The organism is Limosilactobacillus portuensis (assembly GCF_028607025.1).
Taxonomy (GTDB): domain Bacteria; phylum Bacillota; class Bacilli; order Lactobacillales; family Lactobacillaceae; genus Limosilactobacillus; species Limosilactobacillus portuensis.
The window spans coordinates 1141284-1156489 of record NZ_CP117296.1 but is presented as its reverse complement, the minus strand read 5'-3'; the positions used below and the strand labels follow the sequence as shown (position 1 = coordinate 1156489).

Below are 15206 nucleotides of genomic sequence, written 5' to 3'. Positions count from 1 at the left end.
TAAATTTGTTAGTCAACACTTGTTGCTGACTAAGGTAGACCTTTGAAAACTGAACAAAGTTTCGACGAATCAAATGTGTAGGGTCTTCAATCATAATGATTTGAAGCAAAACATTTGCGAAGTCAATTCGCTTAATTAATTTGAATTAGAGCTATTCAAGTTCTTATATTTTATATGAGAGTTTGATCCTGGCTCAGGATGAACGCCGGCGGTGTGCCTAATACATGCAAGTCGAGCGCACTGGCCCAACTGATATGACGTGCTTGCACTGAATTGACGTTGGATTCCCAGTGAGCGGCGGACGGGTGAGTAACACGTGGGCAACCTGCCCTGAAGCGGGGGATAACATCTGGAAACAGGTGCTAATACCGCATAACAACGAAAACCACATGGTTTTCGTTTCAAAGATGGTTTCGGCTATCACTTCAGGATGGGCCCGCGGTGCATTAGCTAGTTGGTAAGGTAACGGCTTACCAAGGCGATGATGCATAGCCGAGTTGAGAGACTGATCGGCCACAATGGAACTGAGACACGGTCCATACTCCTACGGGAGGCAGCAGTAGGGAATCTTCCACAATGGGCGCAAGCCTGATGGAGCAACACCGCGTGAGTGAAGAAGGGTTTCGGCTCGTAAAGCTCTGTTGTTGGAGAAGAACGTGCGTGAGAGTAACTGTTCACGCAGTGACGGTATCCAACCAGAAAGTCACGGCTAACTACGTGCCAGCAGCCGCGGTAATACGTAGGTGGCAAGCGTTATCCGGATTTATTGGGCGTAAAGCGAGCGCAGGCGGTTGCTTAGGTCTGATGTGAAAGCCTTCGGCTTAACCGAAGAAGTGCATCGGAAACCGGGCGACTTGAGTGCAGAAGAGGACAGTGGAACTCCATGTGTAGCGGTGGAATGCGTAGATATATGGAAGAACACCAGTGGCGAAGGCGGCTGTCTGGTCTGCAACTGACGCTGAGGCTCGAAAGCATGGGTAGCGAACAGGATTAGATACCCTGGTAGTCCATGCCGTAAACGATGAGTGCTAGGTGTTGGAGGGTTTCCGCCCTTCAGTGCCGGAGCTAACGCATTAAGCACTCCGCCTGGGGAGTACGACCGCAAGGTTGAAACTCAAAGGAATTGACGGGGGCCCGCACAAGCGGTGGAGCATGTGGTTTAATTCGAAGCTACGCGAAGAACCTTACCAGGTCTTGACATCTTGCGCTAACCTAAGAGATTAGGCGTTCCCTTCGGGGACGCAATGACAGGTGGTGCATGGTCGTCGTCAGCTCGTGTCGTGAGATGTTGGGTTAAGTCCCGCAACGAGCGCAACCCTTGTTACTAGTTGCCAGCATTTAGTTGGGCACTCTAGTGAGACTGCCGGTGACAAACCGGAGGAAGGTGGGGACGACGTCAGATCATCATGCCCCTTATGACCTGGGCTACACACGTGCTACAATGGACGGTACAACGAGTTGCGAACTCGCGAGAGTAAGCTAATCTCTTAAAGCCGTTCTCAGTTCGGACTGTAGGCTGCAACTCGCCTACACGAAGTCGGAATCGCTAGTAATCGCGGATCAGCATGCCGCGGTGAATACGTTCCCGGGCCTTGTACACACCGCCCGTCACACCATGGAAGTTTGCAATGCCCAAAGTCGGTGGCCTAACCATTTGGAGGGAACCGCCTAAGGCAGGGCAGATGACTGGGGTGAAGTCGTAACAAGGTAGCCGTAGGAGAACCTGCGGCTGGATCACCTCCTTTCTAAGGAATAAAACGGAAACCTACACATTGTGGAAACTTTGTTTAGTTTTGAGAGGTTTACTCTCAAGCTTGCACTTTGAAAACTAAATAATATCAATTTTCTTTATTAATTAACAAAACAAACCGAGAACACCGCGTTATTTTGAGTTTTTTAGAAATTAATCGCTAACTCAATTAATCGGATAATCACGAAGTGATTATCAAGGTTAAGTTATGAAGGGCGCATGGTGAATGCCTTGGTACTAGGAGCCGATGAAGGACGGGACTAACACCGATATGCTTCGGGGAGCGGTAAGTACGCTTTGATCCGGAGATTTCCGAATGGGGAAACCCAACCAACTTAGTCGTTGGTTGCTTGACTAGTGAATCTATAGCTAGCAAGCGGTAGACGCAGTGAACTGAAACATCTCAGTAGCTGCAGGAAGAGAAAGAAACATCGATTCCCTTAGTAGCGGCGAGCGAACGGGGAAGAGCCCAAACCAACGAGCTTGCTCGTTGGGGTTGTAGGACTGAACATTTGAGTTACCAAAGAGCGACGTAGTCGAAACAGTTGGGAAGCTGTGCCAGAGATGGTGAAAGCCCAGTAGACGAAACGGCACTCTCTCAGTTCAGGATCCTGAGTACGGCGGGACACGTGAAACCCCGTCGGAAGCAGCGAGGACCATCTCGCAAGGCTAAATACTCCCTAGTGACCGATAGTGAACCAGTACCGTGAGGGAAAGGTGAAAAGCACCCCGGAAGGGGAGTGAAATAGTTCCTGAAACCATGTGCCTACAAGCTGTCGGAGCCCATTAATGGGTGACGGCGTGCCTCTTGCAGAATGAACCGGCGAGTTACGATTGCATGCAAGGTTAAGGTGGAAAAACCGGAGCCGCAGCGAAAGCGAGTCTGAAATGGGCGTACGAAGTATGTAGTTGTAGACCCGAAACCAGGTGACCTACCCATGTCTAGGTTGAAGGTGCGGTAAAGCGCACTGGAGGACCGAACCCGTGTCAGTTGAAAATGGCTGGGATGAGGTGTGGGTAGCGGTGAAATTCCAAACGAACTTGGAGATAGCTGGTTCTCTCCGAAATCTCTTTAGGGGGAGCCTTGGGAAAAAGAATCGTGGAGGTAGAGCTACTGTTTGGACAAGGGGCCCGTCATAGGTTACCAACTTCAGATAAACTCCGAATGCCATTGATTTATGCCCAGGAGTCACACGATGAGTGATAAGATCCACCGTGTAAAGGGGAACAGCCCAGATCACCAGTTAAGGTCCCTAAATATATGCTAAGTGGAAAAGGATGTGGAGTTGCATAGACAACTAGGATGTTGGCTCAGAAGCAGCCACCATTTAAAGAGTGCGTAATAGCTCACTAGTCGAGTGATTCTGCGCCGAAAATGTACCGGGGCTAAGCATATTACCGAAACTGTGGATGTGCACTACGTGCACGTGATAGGAGAGCGTTCTAAGGGCGGTGAAGCTAGACCGTGAGGACTGGTGGAGCGCTTAGAAGTGAGAATGCCGGTATGAGTAGCGAAAGACAGGTGAGAATCCTGTCCACCGAATGACTAAGGTTTCCTGGGGAAGGCTCGTCCTCCCAGGGTAAGTCGGGACCTAAGCCGAGGCCGAGAGGCGTAGGCGATGGATAACAGGTTGAGATTCCTGTACCAGTTAACTGCGTTTGACGATGGAGGGACGCAGGAGGCTAAGCAAACCTCACGATTGGAAGAGTGGGGCCAAGCAGTAAGTCAGGATGTGAGTCAAATGCTTACATCCGGGTTGACAAGCTGTGATGGGGAGCGAAATTACAGTAGCGAAGTTGCCGATGTCACACTGCCGAGAAAAGCTTCTAAGGAGCACGTTAACTGCCCGTACCGCAAACCGACACAGGTAGTCGAGGAGAGAATCCTAAGGTGAGCGAGTGAACTCTCGTTAAGGAACTCGGCAAAATGACCCCGTAACTTCGGGAGAAGGGGTGCTGGTCGCAAGACCAGCCGCAGTGAATAGGCCCAGGCGACTGTTTATCAAAAACACAGGTTTCTGCAAAATCGTAAGATGAAGTATAGGGGCTGACGCCTGCCCGGTGCTGGAAGGTTAAAAGGAAGGGTTAGCTTCGGCGAAGCTCTGAATTGAAGCCCCAGTAAACGGCGGCCGTAACTATAACGGTCCTAAGGTAGCGAAATTCCTTGTCGGGTAAGTTCCGACCCGCACGAAAGGCGTAACGATCTGGGCGCTGTCTCAACGAGAGACTCGGTGAAATTGAAATCCCTGTGAAGATGCAGGGTACCCGCGACAGGACGGAAAGACCCCATGGAGCTTTACTGTAGCTTGATATTGAGTGTTTGTACTGCTTGTACAGGATAGGTAGGAGCCATAGAAGTCGGAACGCTAGTTTCGACGGAGGCGTTGGTGGGATACTACCCTTGCATTATGACCACTCTAACCCGCAGCACTGAACGTGCTGGGAGACAGTGTCAGGTGGGCAGTTTGACTGGGGCGGTCGCCTCCTAAAAGGTAACGGAGGCGCCCAAAGGTTCGCTCAGAATGGTTGGAAATCATTCGCAGAGTGTAAAGGCACAAGCGAGCTTGACTGCGAGACAGACAGGTCGAGCAGGGACGAAAGTCGGGCTTAGTGATCCGGTGGTTCCGCATGGAAGGGCCATCGCTCAACGGATAAAAGCTACCCTGGGGATAACAGGCTTATCTCCCCCAAGAGTCCACATCGACGGGGAGGTTTGGCACCTCGATGTCGGCTCATCGCATCCTGGGGCTGTAGTCGGTCCCAAGGGTTGGGCTGTTCGCCCATTAAAGCGGTACGCGAGCTGGGTTCAGAACGTCGTGAGACAGTTCGGTCCCTATCCGTCGCGGGCGGAGGAAATTTGAGAGGACCTGTCCTTAGTACGAGAGGACCGGGATGGACATACCGCTGGTGTACCAGTTGTTCCGCCAGGAGCACCGCTGGGTAGCTATGTATGGACGAGATAAACGCTGAAAGCATCTAAGTGTGAAACTCGCCTCGAGATGAGATTTCCCATTCCTTCGGGAAGTAAGACCCCACAAAGATGATGTGGTAGATAGGATGGAAGTGGAAGTGCCGTGAGGCATGGAGCGGACCATTACTAATCGGTCGAGGACTTAACCAAGTTAAGCGGTAAGGTTTGGAAGAAGAGCGATATTGTTTAGTTTTGAGAGCGCAAGCTCTTGCCCGGAAGGGTAAGTGTGGTGATGATGGCTTGAAGGATACACCTGTTCCCATGCCGAACACAGAAGTTAAGCTTCAACACGCCAAAAGTAGTTGGGGGATCGCTCCCTGCGAGGATAGGACGTTGCCACGCGATTATGGAGGATTAGCTCAGTTGGGAGAGCATCTGCCTTACAAGCAGGAGGTCACAGGTTCGAGCCCTGTATCCTCCATTGAGCATTAAGCTCATGAGCCGTTAGCTCAGTTGGTAGAGCATCTGACTTTTAATCAGAGGGTCGGCGGTTCGAGACCGCCACGGCTCATTGCCAAATAGGTAACGGTTTGGTATAATAAAAAAGTGTACGCCGACTTAGCTCAGTTGGCAGAGCATCTGTCTTGTAAACAGAGGGTCGGAGGTTCGAATCCTCTAGTCGGCACTTATATATGCGGAAGTAGTTCAGTGGTAGAACATCACCTTGCCATGGTGGGGGTCGCGGGTTCGAATCCCGTCTTCCGCTTTGTCAATTCTATAATGCCGGGGTGGCGGAATTGGCAGACGCACGGGACTTAAAATCCCGCGGTTAGTGATAACCGTACCGGTTCGATCCCGGTCCTCGGCACTTCTTATGCACCCATAGCGCAATTGGATAGAGTGTCTGACTACGAATCAGAAGGTTGAAGGTTCGACTCCTTCTGGGTGCATTTTTCGGGAAATAGCTCAGCTTGGTAGAGCACCTGGTTTGGGACCAGGGGGTCGCAGGTTCGAATCCTGTTTTCCCGATTTAATTCTAATATTTAATCTATTAGGTTTTCGCGGTGTAGCTCAGCTGGCTAGAGCGTCCGGTTCATACCCGGGAGGTCGAGGGTTCGATTCCCCCCGCCGCGATTGACTGGCTGTTTTGGACCTTTAGCTCAGTTGGTTAGAGCAAGCGGCTCATAACCGCCCGGTCGTAGGTTCGAGTCCTACAAGGTCCATCAACTATCTGTGATGGATTGTTATTATTTACATTATGGAGGATTACCCAAGTGGCTGAAGGGGGCGGTCTTGAAAACCGCTAGGCCGTGAGAGCGACGCGAGGGTTCGAATCCCTCATCCTCCTTTTATTATCGCGGGGTAGAGCAGTCTGGTAGCTCGTCGGGCTCATAACCCGGAGGTCGTTGGTTCAAATCCAGCCCCCGCAATTGTTGGTCCGTTGGTCTAGTTGGTTTAGGACGCATCCCTGTCACGGATGAGATCACGAGTTCGAGTCTCGTACGGACCGTTTTTGGCTCGGTAGCTCAGTTGGTAGAGCAACGGATTGAAGCTCCGTGTGTCGGCGGTTCGATTCCGTCCCGCGCCATTTAACTTAATATTATGCGGGTATAGTTCAGTGGTAAAACCACAGCCTTCCAAGCTGTTGTCGCGAGTTCGATTCTCGTTACCCGCTTTTATATGGGCCTATAGCTCAGCTGGTTTAGAGCGCACGCCTGATAAGCGTGAGGTCGATGGTTCAAGTCCATTTAGGCCCATTTGGAGAAGTACTCAAGTGGCTGAAGAGGCGCCCCTGCTAAGGGTGTAGATCGCGAGAGCGGTGCGAGGGTTCGAATCCCTCCTTCTCCGTTATTTTGACCCGTTAGTCAAGTGGTTAAGACACCAGCCTTTCACGCTGGTATCGTGGGTTCAAATCCCGCACGGGTCATTTTTTTATTATCGCGGGGTAGAGCAGCCTGGTAGCTCGTCGGGCTCATAACCCGGAGGTCGTTGGTTCAAATCCAGCCCCCGCAATTGTTGGTCCGTTGGTCTAGTTGGTTTAGGACGCATCCCTGTCACGGATGAGATCACGAGTTCGAGTCTCGTACGGACCGTTTTAATAGTCAAGTTTGTTACTTGGCTTTTTTATTTTTGAGTAATATTGATTGGGAATCTCAATTTATCTATTATGTAAAGTTGTCCTAAAGGAATCATCTAATAAGGTGATTCCTTTTTAACTTACTTAAATTTGTTTTCTTATGATTAAAGTATCGTACTTGTTCGCTGGTATGTAGGGAATGAAACGCGACTACACCTCTTCTTATACTAATAAATTGTATGCTCAATAACTACTCACTTCCGAGTTTACAGTTAAAGGAGGAAGAAGATTAATAAGGAAGCCATTGGTGATAGTTATAGTCGTCTGTATTTTAATATCGAAGCATTAATATCCGTAATTTTATCTATATGAATAGTAAAAGAAAAAGCGATTAACACTAGTAATTTTGAATAGTCATAAATATATATAATTTCTTACTACCTATACTTTTTATTATTATTAACTCTTTCAAAAATTACCTTACCGTGTCTGTGACCGTTTTAATCCATCAATAAGATTATCAAGGGGATTAACGGCCAATCGAGAGCCTTAATAGAGTAATTTTAGATACAAAAAATCACAAAATAATATCTAAGTTAAGGAGTAATTACCTAGTCATTATTTTGTGATTTACCAATTATTTAATTCGATTACATTAATGGACGATATACTTCATCATAGTATGTATTATTAGGATCGCGAGTAGTAAAGCTAGCTAACTGCTTGAAGTCTTCAGTTTCCTTCCAGGCCATTAAATCATCAAAATCATTTAATGCGGTAAGGAGAACTAACGTGGTACTTTCATCTTTGTTGTCAACTTGGAGAAAAGCCTGTCCATTAATTAATGGGGATGGGTCATCAACCATCTTACTAAGTGTGTTAAAGAGAACTTTTTGGTGATCATTATCCACTTGGAATGATTGATAATAAAGGATTCCTCGATAATTACTATTTAATCGTTCTCCTAATACCGTATATTCAACGGGAGACTTAAAAATAGTTGGTTCATTAGAAAAATCGAATAGTGCTAAATTATTGCTGTGAACCGAAGCCTGCATGAGTTTAAATTTTCTGTCTGGATACTTGTTAATGATATCTTGTAAAATTTGCCGTGATCCAAACGTTAAACTTAATTTTGATAACATGGCAGTTCCTCCTTTTAATTGTATAGATTTATTATAATACTTTATTTCAGTTAATTACCAATTATCAGTTAATTGACTACCAAATCTAGCTTCGATTTGGAGCAAAATTTTATTTAAAATATTTAGTTTATTAGTAAAAGGGGTTGAAATGCTACAGCCACATGTTATAATTTTACTTACAAAAAGTAACTAAATCACGCTGCCACTTTTAATAATATAAAAAACATTGTATAATTAAAACTATAATGGTGAGTTTATTATAAAGGATTAGCTCTAAAGGAGGCTTCTTATTTAATGGTTACACTTTACACGTCTCCAAGTTGTACTTCATGTCGCAAGGCAAAAGCATGGCTACAAGAAAATGGAATTCCTTTTAAAGAACGGAACATTTTTTCTGAACCGCTTAATATAGGTGAAATCAAAAACATTTTGCGAATGACAGAGGATGGTACGGAAGATATTATTTCTAAGCGTTCTAAAGCTTATTCAAAGTTAAATGTTGATTTGAATGAGTTGCCAATGAAGCAATTGTATAAAATGATTAGTAAGAATCCAGGATTACTACGACGACCAATTATTGTTGACGAGAAACGACTTCAGGTTGGTTATAATGAGGATGAGATTCGTCGTTTTCTCCCTCGTCAGGTTCGTGAATTAGAATTAGCTGAAGCTGAGCGAAAAGCTAATATGATTTAAAATTAGAGAATAAAGGATTAAATAGACGCAATGTATTGACTTGGACGAGTCTTATGTTGCGTTTTTTCTTCCTTTACTTTTGTGATAAATTGGTTAGAATAGTAGTAATATAGATGTCGAGTCGAAGGAGGTGCTTTTTATGGAAATGGAGCGCATTAATGAAAATACAATTCGTGTTTTAGTCGACTCGAATGATCTTGAGGAACGGGGAATAAAGATTCTTGATTTGTTAAGTGACCATAAGCAGATTCAAGATTTTTTCTATAGTATTTTAAAGGAAGTTGATTCCACTCACCAATTTCAAGATAATGATTCAGTAACTTTTCAGGTAATGCCAACAGGAAATGGTCTGGAGCTTTTTATCAGTAAGAATGATCAAGTGAATGCGATGGGTGATGATCGAAACGATGCAATTACAGATTATATTCGACAGAGTATTGCTCAGCGCAGGAAAGAAGAATCATCAACTAATGAGTCGGATGAGTCGCTGAAAGCTGATGATTATCCAATATCATCAAGTGATTCAGACACATTAACAAAGCTGGTTGTTGTTAGGTTTGATCAATTTGAAGACCTGATTCAATACGCAAAAGTTGCCGAGGATGATAATGTGGTTAGTGAGTTGTATAAGTACAATGATCAATATTATTTAACTTTGCAATATCTTATTACTGATGAGAATACAGATGAAGAGATAAAGAACCAGATTGCATTAGCATATGAATATGGGAACGCAACTAATCTGGCATCTGATTATTTAGCAGAACATTCAAAAAAGCTAATGGAAATCTCAGCCCTACATTTGATTCAACATTATTTTAACTAAAGTATCATAACAAAAACATCCCGAGAATTACCTAAAATTCAAAGGATGTTTTTTGATGCAATTAATAAATTTTGCCGTCTTGTATGTAAGGGGAGGCGAAAAAGTTGTTAGTAGCAAAGTTAAACGATCAATTTATCAATGCCACTGATGCTTGTCAAGGAAAGAACTATTGTTGTCCGGAATGTGGGGCGCACCTTATTCTTAAGCACGGGCAGAGGAAGATTGCTCATTTTGCCCATCAGGGAAATAGCGGGTGTGTTTTACGGGAAGGTGAGAGTTATGAACACCTCCTGGGAAAACAACAAATCTTTGAATGGGCACGGAAAAAGGGGTGGCAAGCAGAACTTGAGGTTTATATTCCCCAGTTAGAACAACGGGCAGATGTTTTTCTTAGAATAGGCGGACAACGAGTTGTCATTGAATTTCAATGTAGTCCATTATCTTTAACCGCTCTGCAAAAACGAACACTCGGTTATCAAAGCATTGGGATAAAGTGTTATTGGTTTTTGGGTTCACCGTATAAGCAGAAGTTAAATCAGCGGCAAACGCAAAAATTTATCCAATTAGTTAATCAGCAGTATACAATTATGTTTTGGGATACTAAAGCTAAAATACTCAGATTAGTTAAACTGGCTATAAAAGAAAAACCACTCAGTTTAAAAGAAGTAACCCATGATTACCGCATTCTTCATCGACTTTCATTACTCCAGGGAATTAACTCTTGTATTAAGGAATTTACAAGGGAATTACCAGTTATTTGTCACCAAAAAACTTTAGGAATTCAAGTTACTAATCATCCAGAAATATATTGGCGGTGTTTGGTTGTAAAGAAGTTAAGTAATATCCCGCTGTTTGCTAGCTTTAGTTTAGATTCATGGTATCGCTTATTGAAAAAGGTAGACTTAACTGAATGGTTGAAATTTCCCTGTCTTTCTTCATCAAAGATCGTTAATGATTACCTAGAAGTATTTACTAAACAATTACTAAAAAGCGGTAACATTATAATTGATGGACAGACAGTTATTTTAATAAGTCATCCAAGTTATCACAGATCGATTATGAAACAATATCAAGAAATTCAACGATTAATTCAATAAAATTATTAGTGGTGATTGATAAAATATGAAATAATAGAAGAGAAAAAATAAATCGGGGATGACCTAGATGAAATATCATACTTGTACAACGTTCCTTGCAGGGAAAAAGGCGACCATTGATGGTTCAACAATTGTTTGCCGGGTTGAAGACTATTCAAATAACTTTGATCCACAGCGATTTGTAGTAGTTAAGCCGGAAAAGCAGCCACGACATTATGAAAGTAAAACAACAAAGTTTACGATTAACCTCCCAACTAACCCGTTACGGTATACATCAACCCCTGATGCGGATAGTAGTGCTGGAATTTTTGGAGCCAATGGGATTAATTCTGCTAATGTTTCAATGACAGCAACTGAAACAATTACTAGTAATCCACGAATTCTCAGTCTTGACCCGTATAATAGTGAAGATGGGATTGGTGAAGAAGACTTTCTAACTCTCGTTTTGCCTTATGTCAGAACCGCTAAGCAAGCTGTTGAACGGGTTGGCCAACTCTTAGAAAAACATGGAACCTATGAAGCAAATGGAATGGCATTTGGAGATCAAGATGAAGTTTGGTATTTAGAAACAATTAGTGGCCATCATTGGGCTGCAGTTAGAATTCCTGACGATGCATATGTGATTGCACCAAATCGACTGAACATTACCCACTTTGATTTTTCAGCAAATAATACTCTATGTTCTGCAGATTTGAAAGAATTAATAGACAGTAACCACCTCAATCCGGAACCAGATGATTATAATTTGCGATTGATTTTTGGTAGTAGTACAGTCCGTGATACTCGATATAATAATCCTCGAGCATGGTACGTTCAATGTCGGCTAAGTGGTGATCAGGGGAACCAACCGACAGATCAAATGCTGCCATTTATTAATTACCCACAACATAAAATTACGATTCAAGAGATTAAGGAGTTAATGAGTTCCCATTATCAAGGTACTGATTATGATCCATACACTAATGAGAATGCGCCATTTCGTTCAATTGCCTTAAACCGTAATCTTGAGCTTCATATTCTTCAAATCAGGAATAACGTTGATCCACGAATTAGTGGAGTTCAGTGGCTTGCCTTTGGTCCGAACACAGTTAATGCAGTTGTTCCATTCTATACAAATATTCAAGAAACACCACAACATTATTGTGATACAAAAACAACTTTTGATATTCAAGATATTTACTGGCTAAATCACACCATAATGGCAATTGCCGATCAACATTATCAAAGGGTGGAACCAATGATTGAAGATTTTGCAGAGCAAGTTATGACGCAGACATTGGCATTACAACACCAAGCTGATCGTGAATTTCTAACTAAAGATGACATTACTGCATTTTTAAGTAAGGTTAATGGACAGATGGCAGAAATATCCTATCAAGAAGCAATGAAGTTGCTAGGAAAACTTGTTAATTATGGATTTATGAATGCTCACTTAAAATACTAATTAATATAAGTGACCCCCAAAGTTCTCACTTGAACTTTGAGGGCCATTCTTAGCTTTATTATTTTTGAACAGTTCTTATTTGGGAATGCGATTGGTAATTTTTAATAAAGTTGGTTAACGATATTTCATCTTCTAAGTGCCTATTCTGATAGGCATTAATAAGTGTATCGTAATCAAAATTATTGAGTAAAAATCCATATTGTGATTGGTCCGAATCGAAAACGACAGCAGTCGCAGCCTCCTTAACTCCTAGACTTTTTGCAACCTGCTGCTCCTGACGAAATGTTTTCTTCGCTAGGGACGAATTTCGATCTTCCATAAACATTTCTAGGTCAAGGTTAGATCGTAAAGCAGCATTCTTTACCAGATCATTATTATAGTTAATGTTTTCTTTGATTAAGGCATTTTGAAGGATTAAGAGAAATTGCCGCCCCCGTTTCTTCCCTTGAAAAGAGGCCGCCATGTAATCAAGAATTACTTGATAGATCGTCCGAGAAACGTTTTGACGAACGGCTAAACTGTGTTGATTTAAGTGGTAAGATTCAATAGTTTGTTGAATGGTTGCCATGTTAAAGAATGGAATAAAACGATAATTAACTTTGGTATTAAGTTGATGATCAATTTTAAGAACATCATGCTCGCACCGAAAGCAACGACTCCCTAGTGGATTGACAAATAAATGAATTTCTAGCATTAAATGCTCCCCCTCGTTTAACACTAACTTGACAATTTTTCTAAACAAATTTATTTTTGCAAAAAAAGCTAAATTTGTAAAGAATTATGATTTATGAATCAGTTTTATGCTGTTTTGGGAATGATTGTGCTAGAATTAAATGCGAACTTTAATGGGAGGGTTTTATATGGTTGAAGATTGGCAACACTTTCTACTACCTTACCAACAAGCTGTTAATGAGTTAAAAGTTAAATTAAGAGGTATCCGTAAACAATATCAGGATGAAACACAGCATTCACCGATCGAATTTGTTACTGGGCGAGTAAAACCAGTAGATAGTATTAAGGAAAAAATGATCAGACGTCATGTTCAGGAAGATCGACTTGAACAGGATATGCAGGATATTGCCGGATTACGAATTATGTGCCAGTTTGTTGAAGATATTTACCAAGTAGTTGATCTGCTTCGTCAACGGAGTGATATGACAATCCTCGAAGAGCGTGACTATATTAGTAATGCTAAGCCGAGTGGGTATCGTTCCTACCATATTGTTATTGAGTATCCGGTTCAGTTGATTTCCGGTGAGAAAAAGATCCTTGCCGAAATCCAGGTTCGGACACTAGCAATGAACTTTTGGGCAACAATTGAACACTCACTAAATTATAAGTACCAGGGTGAATTTCCAGAAGAATTATCTGCACGGTTACAGCGAGCTGCAGAAGCTGCATTTAAACTTGATAATGAAATGTCAGAAATTCGCGAGGAAATTCAAGAAGCACAAACGATGTTCTCAAATCGAACACCAGGTGATCAGAACATACCAGACAGATAAGGAGATTATATGCGAGTCGCAATTTATAACAATGAAACAGCAGAGTCACAACGAATTAGTAAGTTACTTAAAGCTGAAATGAGCAAGGCTGGGTTAGTGCTTGATCAGAATGCGCCCAACGTTGTTATTACAATTGGTGGAGATGGAACCTTACTGTCAGCATTTCATCACTATGAAGCTTTATTAGATAAGATTCGGTTCGTTGGAATCCACACGGGACACCTTGGCTTCTATACTGACTGGCGAAATTATGAGATGGACGATCTAGTTGAAAGTCTAGTCAATGATAGCGGACAGTCTGTTTCGTACCCACTGCTTGATATGCATGCTATTTATTCCGACGGTTCGATTGATCACTACACGGCATTAAACGAATCAACTGTCCGGAATATTACGAAGACAATGGTTTGTGATGTTTTCATTAACAATGAACTTTTTGAAACATTTCGGGGTGACGGGCTGTGCATTTCCACACCAACAGGTTCGACTGCTTATAACAAGTCTGTTGGTGGTGCAATTATGGATCCTCAAATTGTTGGCTTTCAGCTAGCAGAAATGGCATCTTTAAATAATCGGGTATTTAGGACGTTAGGATCGCCGATTATTTTTGGCTCTGAGTCAAAGCTGATGCTTCGCTTAAAAGATCTTAATGGACATGTGATGACCTGTGATCGGGATCAAGTTCGTTTAAAACCATCAGTTGGGGAGCGTAAATTAGTAGAAATTACTTATCAAGTTGCCAAAAAACGGATTAACTTTGCCCAATACCGTCACAATAATTTCTGGCACCGGGTTAAAGATTCATTTATTGGTGGCGCAAAATAATGAAATTTGAATGGCAATACACAGGGAGTCAACCACGAAAACTCCGTGCTGCCTTAAAACATGAAGGGGTCAGCGCAAGTCTAATCAAGGTCGCAGTTTATCATGGAGGAAAAATGCAGATTAACGGAGAGGATCGGTGGACCGTCGATCTTGTTAATCCTGGTGATCATTTTTCACTGATCCTACCTCCTGAAAAACCAAATGATAATGTTATTCCTAGTGATCTTCCTATTGATATTGTTTATGAGGATCGTGACTTTTTAATCCTTAATAAGCCAGCGGGGGTTGCGACTGTTCCGGCACATCACGTTACCGTTGCTGACAGTTTAGTTAACCGGGTTCGTAATTATTATGAACGTCAAGGTTATGAGAACTTAGTAATTCACGTTGCTACACGGTTGGATAAGGATACTAGTGGTTTGGTGGTTTTTCCCAAGCACCGTTTTGCTCACGCGGTTATGGATCAACAATTAAAGAAACACCAAGTAAAGAAAAATTACTATGCAGTTGTTGGTGGAAAGATCAATGCTCGCCATGGCTATATTGATGCACCAATTGATCGGGATCCCGAGAAATTCGTTTCGCGAACAGTAATTTCTACGGGAAAACCATCAGTTACGGAATATTGGCTAGAAAAATCAGCAGTTCAAATGTCGCTATTACGCATTCGCCTCCATACGGGAAGAACCCACCAAATTCGGGTTCACTTCCAGTACTTAGGTCATCCATTGATTGGTGATGAAATGTATGGTGGTAAACAAATAATTTCTCGCCAAGCGCTCCATTGTTACTGGATGAAATTCTATAGCCCATTTAAGCAGCAATGGATAGAGGTTCAGGCTCCTGTACCGGAAGATATGCTGAATTTGATTGATTCAATTTAAACTAGAAATGACCACTACAGTTTAGAAAATTAACAAACTGTAGTGG

The 15206-nt window shown here is 42.8% G+C and carries 9 protein-coding genes, 19 tRNA genes and 3 rRNA genes; 29 read left to right on the top strand and 2 right to left on the bottom strand.

The features are described from left to right. Positions 1-170: 170 nt before the first annotated feature. The 22 genes from PRK60_RS05890 (at position 171) to PRK60_RS05785 (ending at position 6754) form a co-directional block, all read left to right on the top strand. Positions 171-1745: ribosomal RNA gene (locus PRK60_RS05890) — 16S ribosomal RNA — on the top strand. 204 nt (positions 1746-1949) lie between these two features. After that, positions 1950-4871: ribosomal RNA gene (locus PRK60_RS05885) — 23S ribosomal RNA — on the top strand. Positions 4872-4946: 75 nt separating this feature from the next. Beyond that, positions 4947-5063 (top strand): 5S ribosomal RNA (gene rrf / locus PRK60_RS05880). Together the 16S, 23S and 5S rRNA genes with 19 tRNA genes alongside form the textbook arrangement of a ribosomal RNA operon. Positions 5064-5069: 6 nt before the next feature. After that, positions 5070-5142, top strand: a tRNA-Val gene (locus tag PRK60_RS05875). Between the two features lie 17 nt (positions 5143-5159). Continuing rightward, positions 5160-5232: transfer RNA gene (locus tag PRK60_RS05870), tRNA-Lys, on the top strand. Between the two features lie 41 nt (positions 5233-5273). Beyond that, positions 5274-5346, top strand: a tRNA-Thr gene (locus PRK60_RS05865). Positions 5347-5355: 9 nt separating this feature from the next. After that, positions 5356-5427: transfer RNA gene (locus PRK60_RS05860), tRNA-Gly, on the top strand. Positions 5428-5443: 16 nt separating this feature from the next. Continuing rightward, positions 5444-5529 (top strand) — tRNA-Leu (locus PRK60_RS05855). 8 nt (positions 5530-5537) lie between these two features. After that, positions 5538-5611, top strand: a tRNA-Arg gene (locus PRK60_RS05850). Positions 5612-5616: 5 nt separating this feature from the next. Further along, positions 5617-5690 (top strand) — tRNA-Pro (locus tag PRK60_RS05845). 31 nt (positions 5691-5721) lie between these two features. Beyond that, positions 5722-5795 (top strand) — tRNA-Met (locus PRK60_RS05840). Between the two features lie 15 nt (positions 5796-5810). Beyond that, a tRNA-Ile gene (locus PRK60_RS05835) sits at positions 5811-5884 on the top strand. A 37-nt stretch (positions 5885-5921) separates the two neighbouring features. After that, a tRNA-Ser gene (locus PRK60_RS05830) sits at positions 5922-6009 on the top strand. Positions 6010-6017: 8 nt separating this feature from the next. Continuing rightward, positions 6018-6091 (top strand) — tRNA-Met (locus PRK60_RS05825). Between the two features lie 5 nt (positions 6092-6096). Further along, positions 6097-6171, top strand: a tRNA-Asp gene (locus PRK60_RS05820). 5 nt (positions 6172-6176) lie between these two features. Further along, positions 6177-6249 (top strand) — tRNA-Phe (locus PRK60_RS05815). A gap of 16 nt (positions 6250-6265) precedes the next feature. Next, a tRNA-Gly gene (locus tag PRK60_RS05810) sits at positions 6266-6336 on the top strand. Between the two features lie 7 nt (positions 6337-6343). Next, a tRNA-Ile gene (locus PRK60_RS05805) sits at positions 6344-6418 on the top strand. Positions 6419-6421: 3 nt separating this feature from the next. Further along, positions 6422-6509 (top strand) — tRNA-Ser (locus PRK60_RS05800). Positions 6510-6516: 7 nt separating this feature from the next. Beyond that, positions 6517-6588, top strand: a tRNA-Glu gene (locus tag PRK60_RS05795). A gap of 12 nt (positions 6589-6600) precedes the next feature. Continuing rightward, a tRNA-Met gene (locus tag PRK60_RS05790) sits at positions 6601-6674 on the top strand. A 5-nt stretch (positions 6675-6679) separates the two neighbouring features. Continuing rightward, a tRNA-Asp gene (locus PRK60_RS05785) sits at positions 6680-6754 on the top strand. Between the two features lie 634 nt (positions 6755-7388). On the opposite strand, the gene PRK60_RS05780 is transcribed toward PRK60_RS05785, so the two are convergent. Then, complete coding sequence (locus PRK60_RS05780) at positions 7389-7883, bottom strand: hypothetical protein (RefSeq protein ID WP_102169009.1); 495 nt, start codon at positions 7881-7883, stop codon at positions 7389-7391. A gap of 294 nt (positions 7884-8177) precedes the next feature. Here PRK60_RS05780 and spxA point away from each other — a divergent pair, with 294 nt between their 5' ends. The 4 genes from spxA to PRK60_RS05760 all read left to right on the top strand — a co-directional run bounded on the left by spxA (position 8178) and on the right by PRK60_RS05760 (position 11946). Further along, positions 8178-8579 carry a transcriptional regulator SpxA gene (spxA, locus tag PRK60_RS05775; RefSeq protein ID WP_102169010.1) on the top strand — a complete coding sequence of 134 codons (402 nt, stop codon included), beginning with the start codon at positions 8178-8180 and terminating at the stop codon, positions 8577-8579. A 139-nt stretch (positions 8580-8718) separates the two neighbouring features. Further along, the gene (locus PRK60_RS05770) at positions 8719-9405 is read left to right on the top strand and encodes an adaptor protein MecA (protein WP_102169011.1); all 687 of its coding nucleotides are present in this window, start codon (positions 8719-8721) and stop codon (positions 9403-9405) included. Positions 9406-9509: 104 nt separating this feature from the next. Further along, positions 9510-10502 (top strand): competence protein CoiA, encoded by a 993-nt coding sequence (locus tag PRK60_RS05765; RefSeq protein ID WP_102169012.1) that lies wholly within the window; start codon positions 9510-9512, stop codon positions 10500-10502. A gap of 67 nt (positions 10503-10569) precedes the next feature. Beyond that, positions 10570-11946 carry a C69 family dipeptidase gene (locus tag PRK60_RS05760; protein ID WP_102169013.1) on the top strand — a complete coding sequence of 459 codons (1377 nt, stop codon included), beginning with the start codon at positions 10570-10572 and terminating at the stop codon, positions 11944-11946. Between the two features lie 58 nt (positions 11947-12004). On the opposite strand, the gene PRK60_RS05755 is transcribed toward PRK60_RS05760, so the two are convergent. Further along, complete coding sequence (locus PRK60_RS05755; protein ID WP_244974005.1) at positions 12005-12640, bottom strand: DsbA family protein; 636 nt, start codon at positions 12638-12640, stop codon at positions 12005-12007. Positions 12641-12806: 166 nt separating this feature from the next. Between PRK60_RS05755 and PRK60_RS05750 the strand changes: the two genes are divergently transcribed. From PRK60_RS05750 to PRK60_RS05740, 3 genes are read left to right on the top strand one after another with little or no spacing between them, the layout of a single operon-like run. Continuing rightward, positions 12807-13451: a GTP diphosphokinase gene (locus tag PRK60_RS05750; protein WP_040531036.1), complete on the top strand. Its 645-nt coding sequence runs from the start codon at positions 12807-12809 to the stop codon at positions 13449-13451. 9 nt (positions 13452-13460) lie between these two features. Continuing rightward, the gene (locus PRK60_RS05745) at positions 13461-14276 is read left to right on the top strand and encodes an NAD kinase (RefSeq protein ID WP_003716820.1); all 816 of its coding nucleotides are present in this window, start codon (positions 13461-13463) and stop codon (positions 14274-14276) included. Further along, on the top strand, positions 14276-15160 hold the full coding sequence (locus PRK60_RS05740; protein WP_102169015.1) for an RluA family pseudouridine synthase: 885 nt from the start codon (positions 14276-14278) through the stop codon (positions 15158-15160). Before PRK60_RS05745 ends, PRK60_RS05740 begins: the two co-directional genes overlap by 1 nt. Positions 15161-15206: the final 46 nt, after the last annotated feature.

Coding starts and splice junctions, on each gene's coding strand:
- spxA (WP_102169010.1), top strand. CDS start 8,178: ATGGTTACACTTTACACGTCTCCAAGTTGTACTTCATGTCGCAAGGCA.
- PRK60_RS05780 (WP_102169009.1), bottom strand. CDS start 7,883: ATGTTATCAAAATTAAGTTTAACGTTTGGATCACGGCAAATTTTACAA.
- PRK60_RS05760 (WP_102169013.1), top strand. CDS start 10,570: ATGAAATATCATACTTGTACAACGTTCCTTGCAGGGAAAAAGGCGACC.
- PRK60_RS05770 (WP_102169011.1), top strand. CDS start 8,719: ATGGAAATGGAGCGCATTAATGAAAATACAATTCGTGTTTTAGTCGAC.
- PRK60_RS05740 (WP_102169015.1), top strand. CDS start 14,276: ATGAAATTTGAATGGCAATACACAGGGAGTCAACCACGAAAACTCCGT.
- PRK60_RS05745 (WP_003716820.1), top strand. CDS start 13,461: ATGCGAGTCGCAATTTATAACAATGAAACAGCAGAGTCACAACGAATT.
- PRK60_RS05755 (WP_244974005.1), bottom strand. CDS start 12,640: ATGCTAGAAATTCATTTATTTGTCAATCCACTAGGGAGTCGTTGCTTT.
- PRK60_RS05750 (WP_040531036.1), top strand. CDS start 12,807: ATGGTTGAAGATTGGCAACACTTTCTACTACCTTACCAACAAGCTGTT.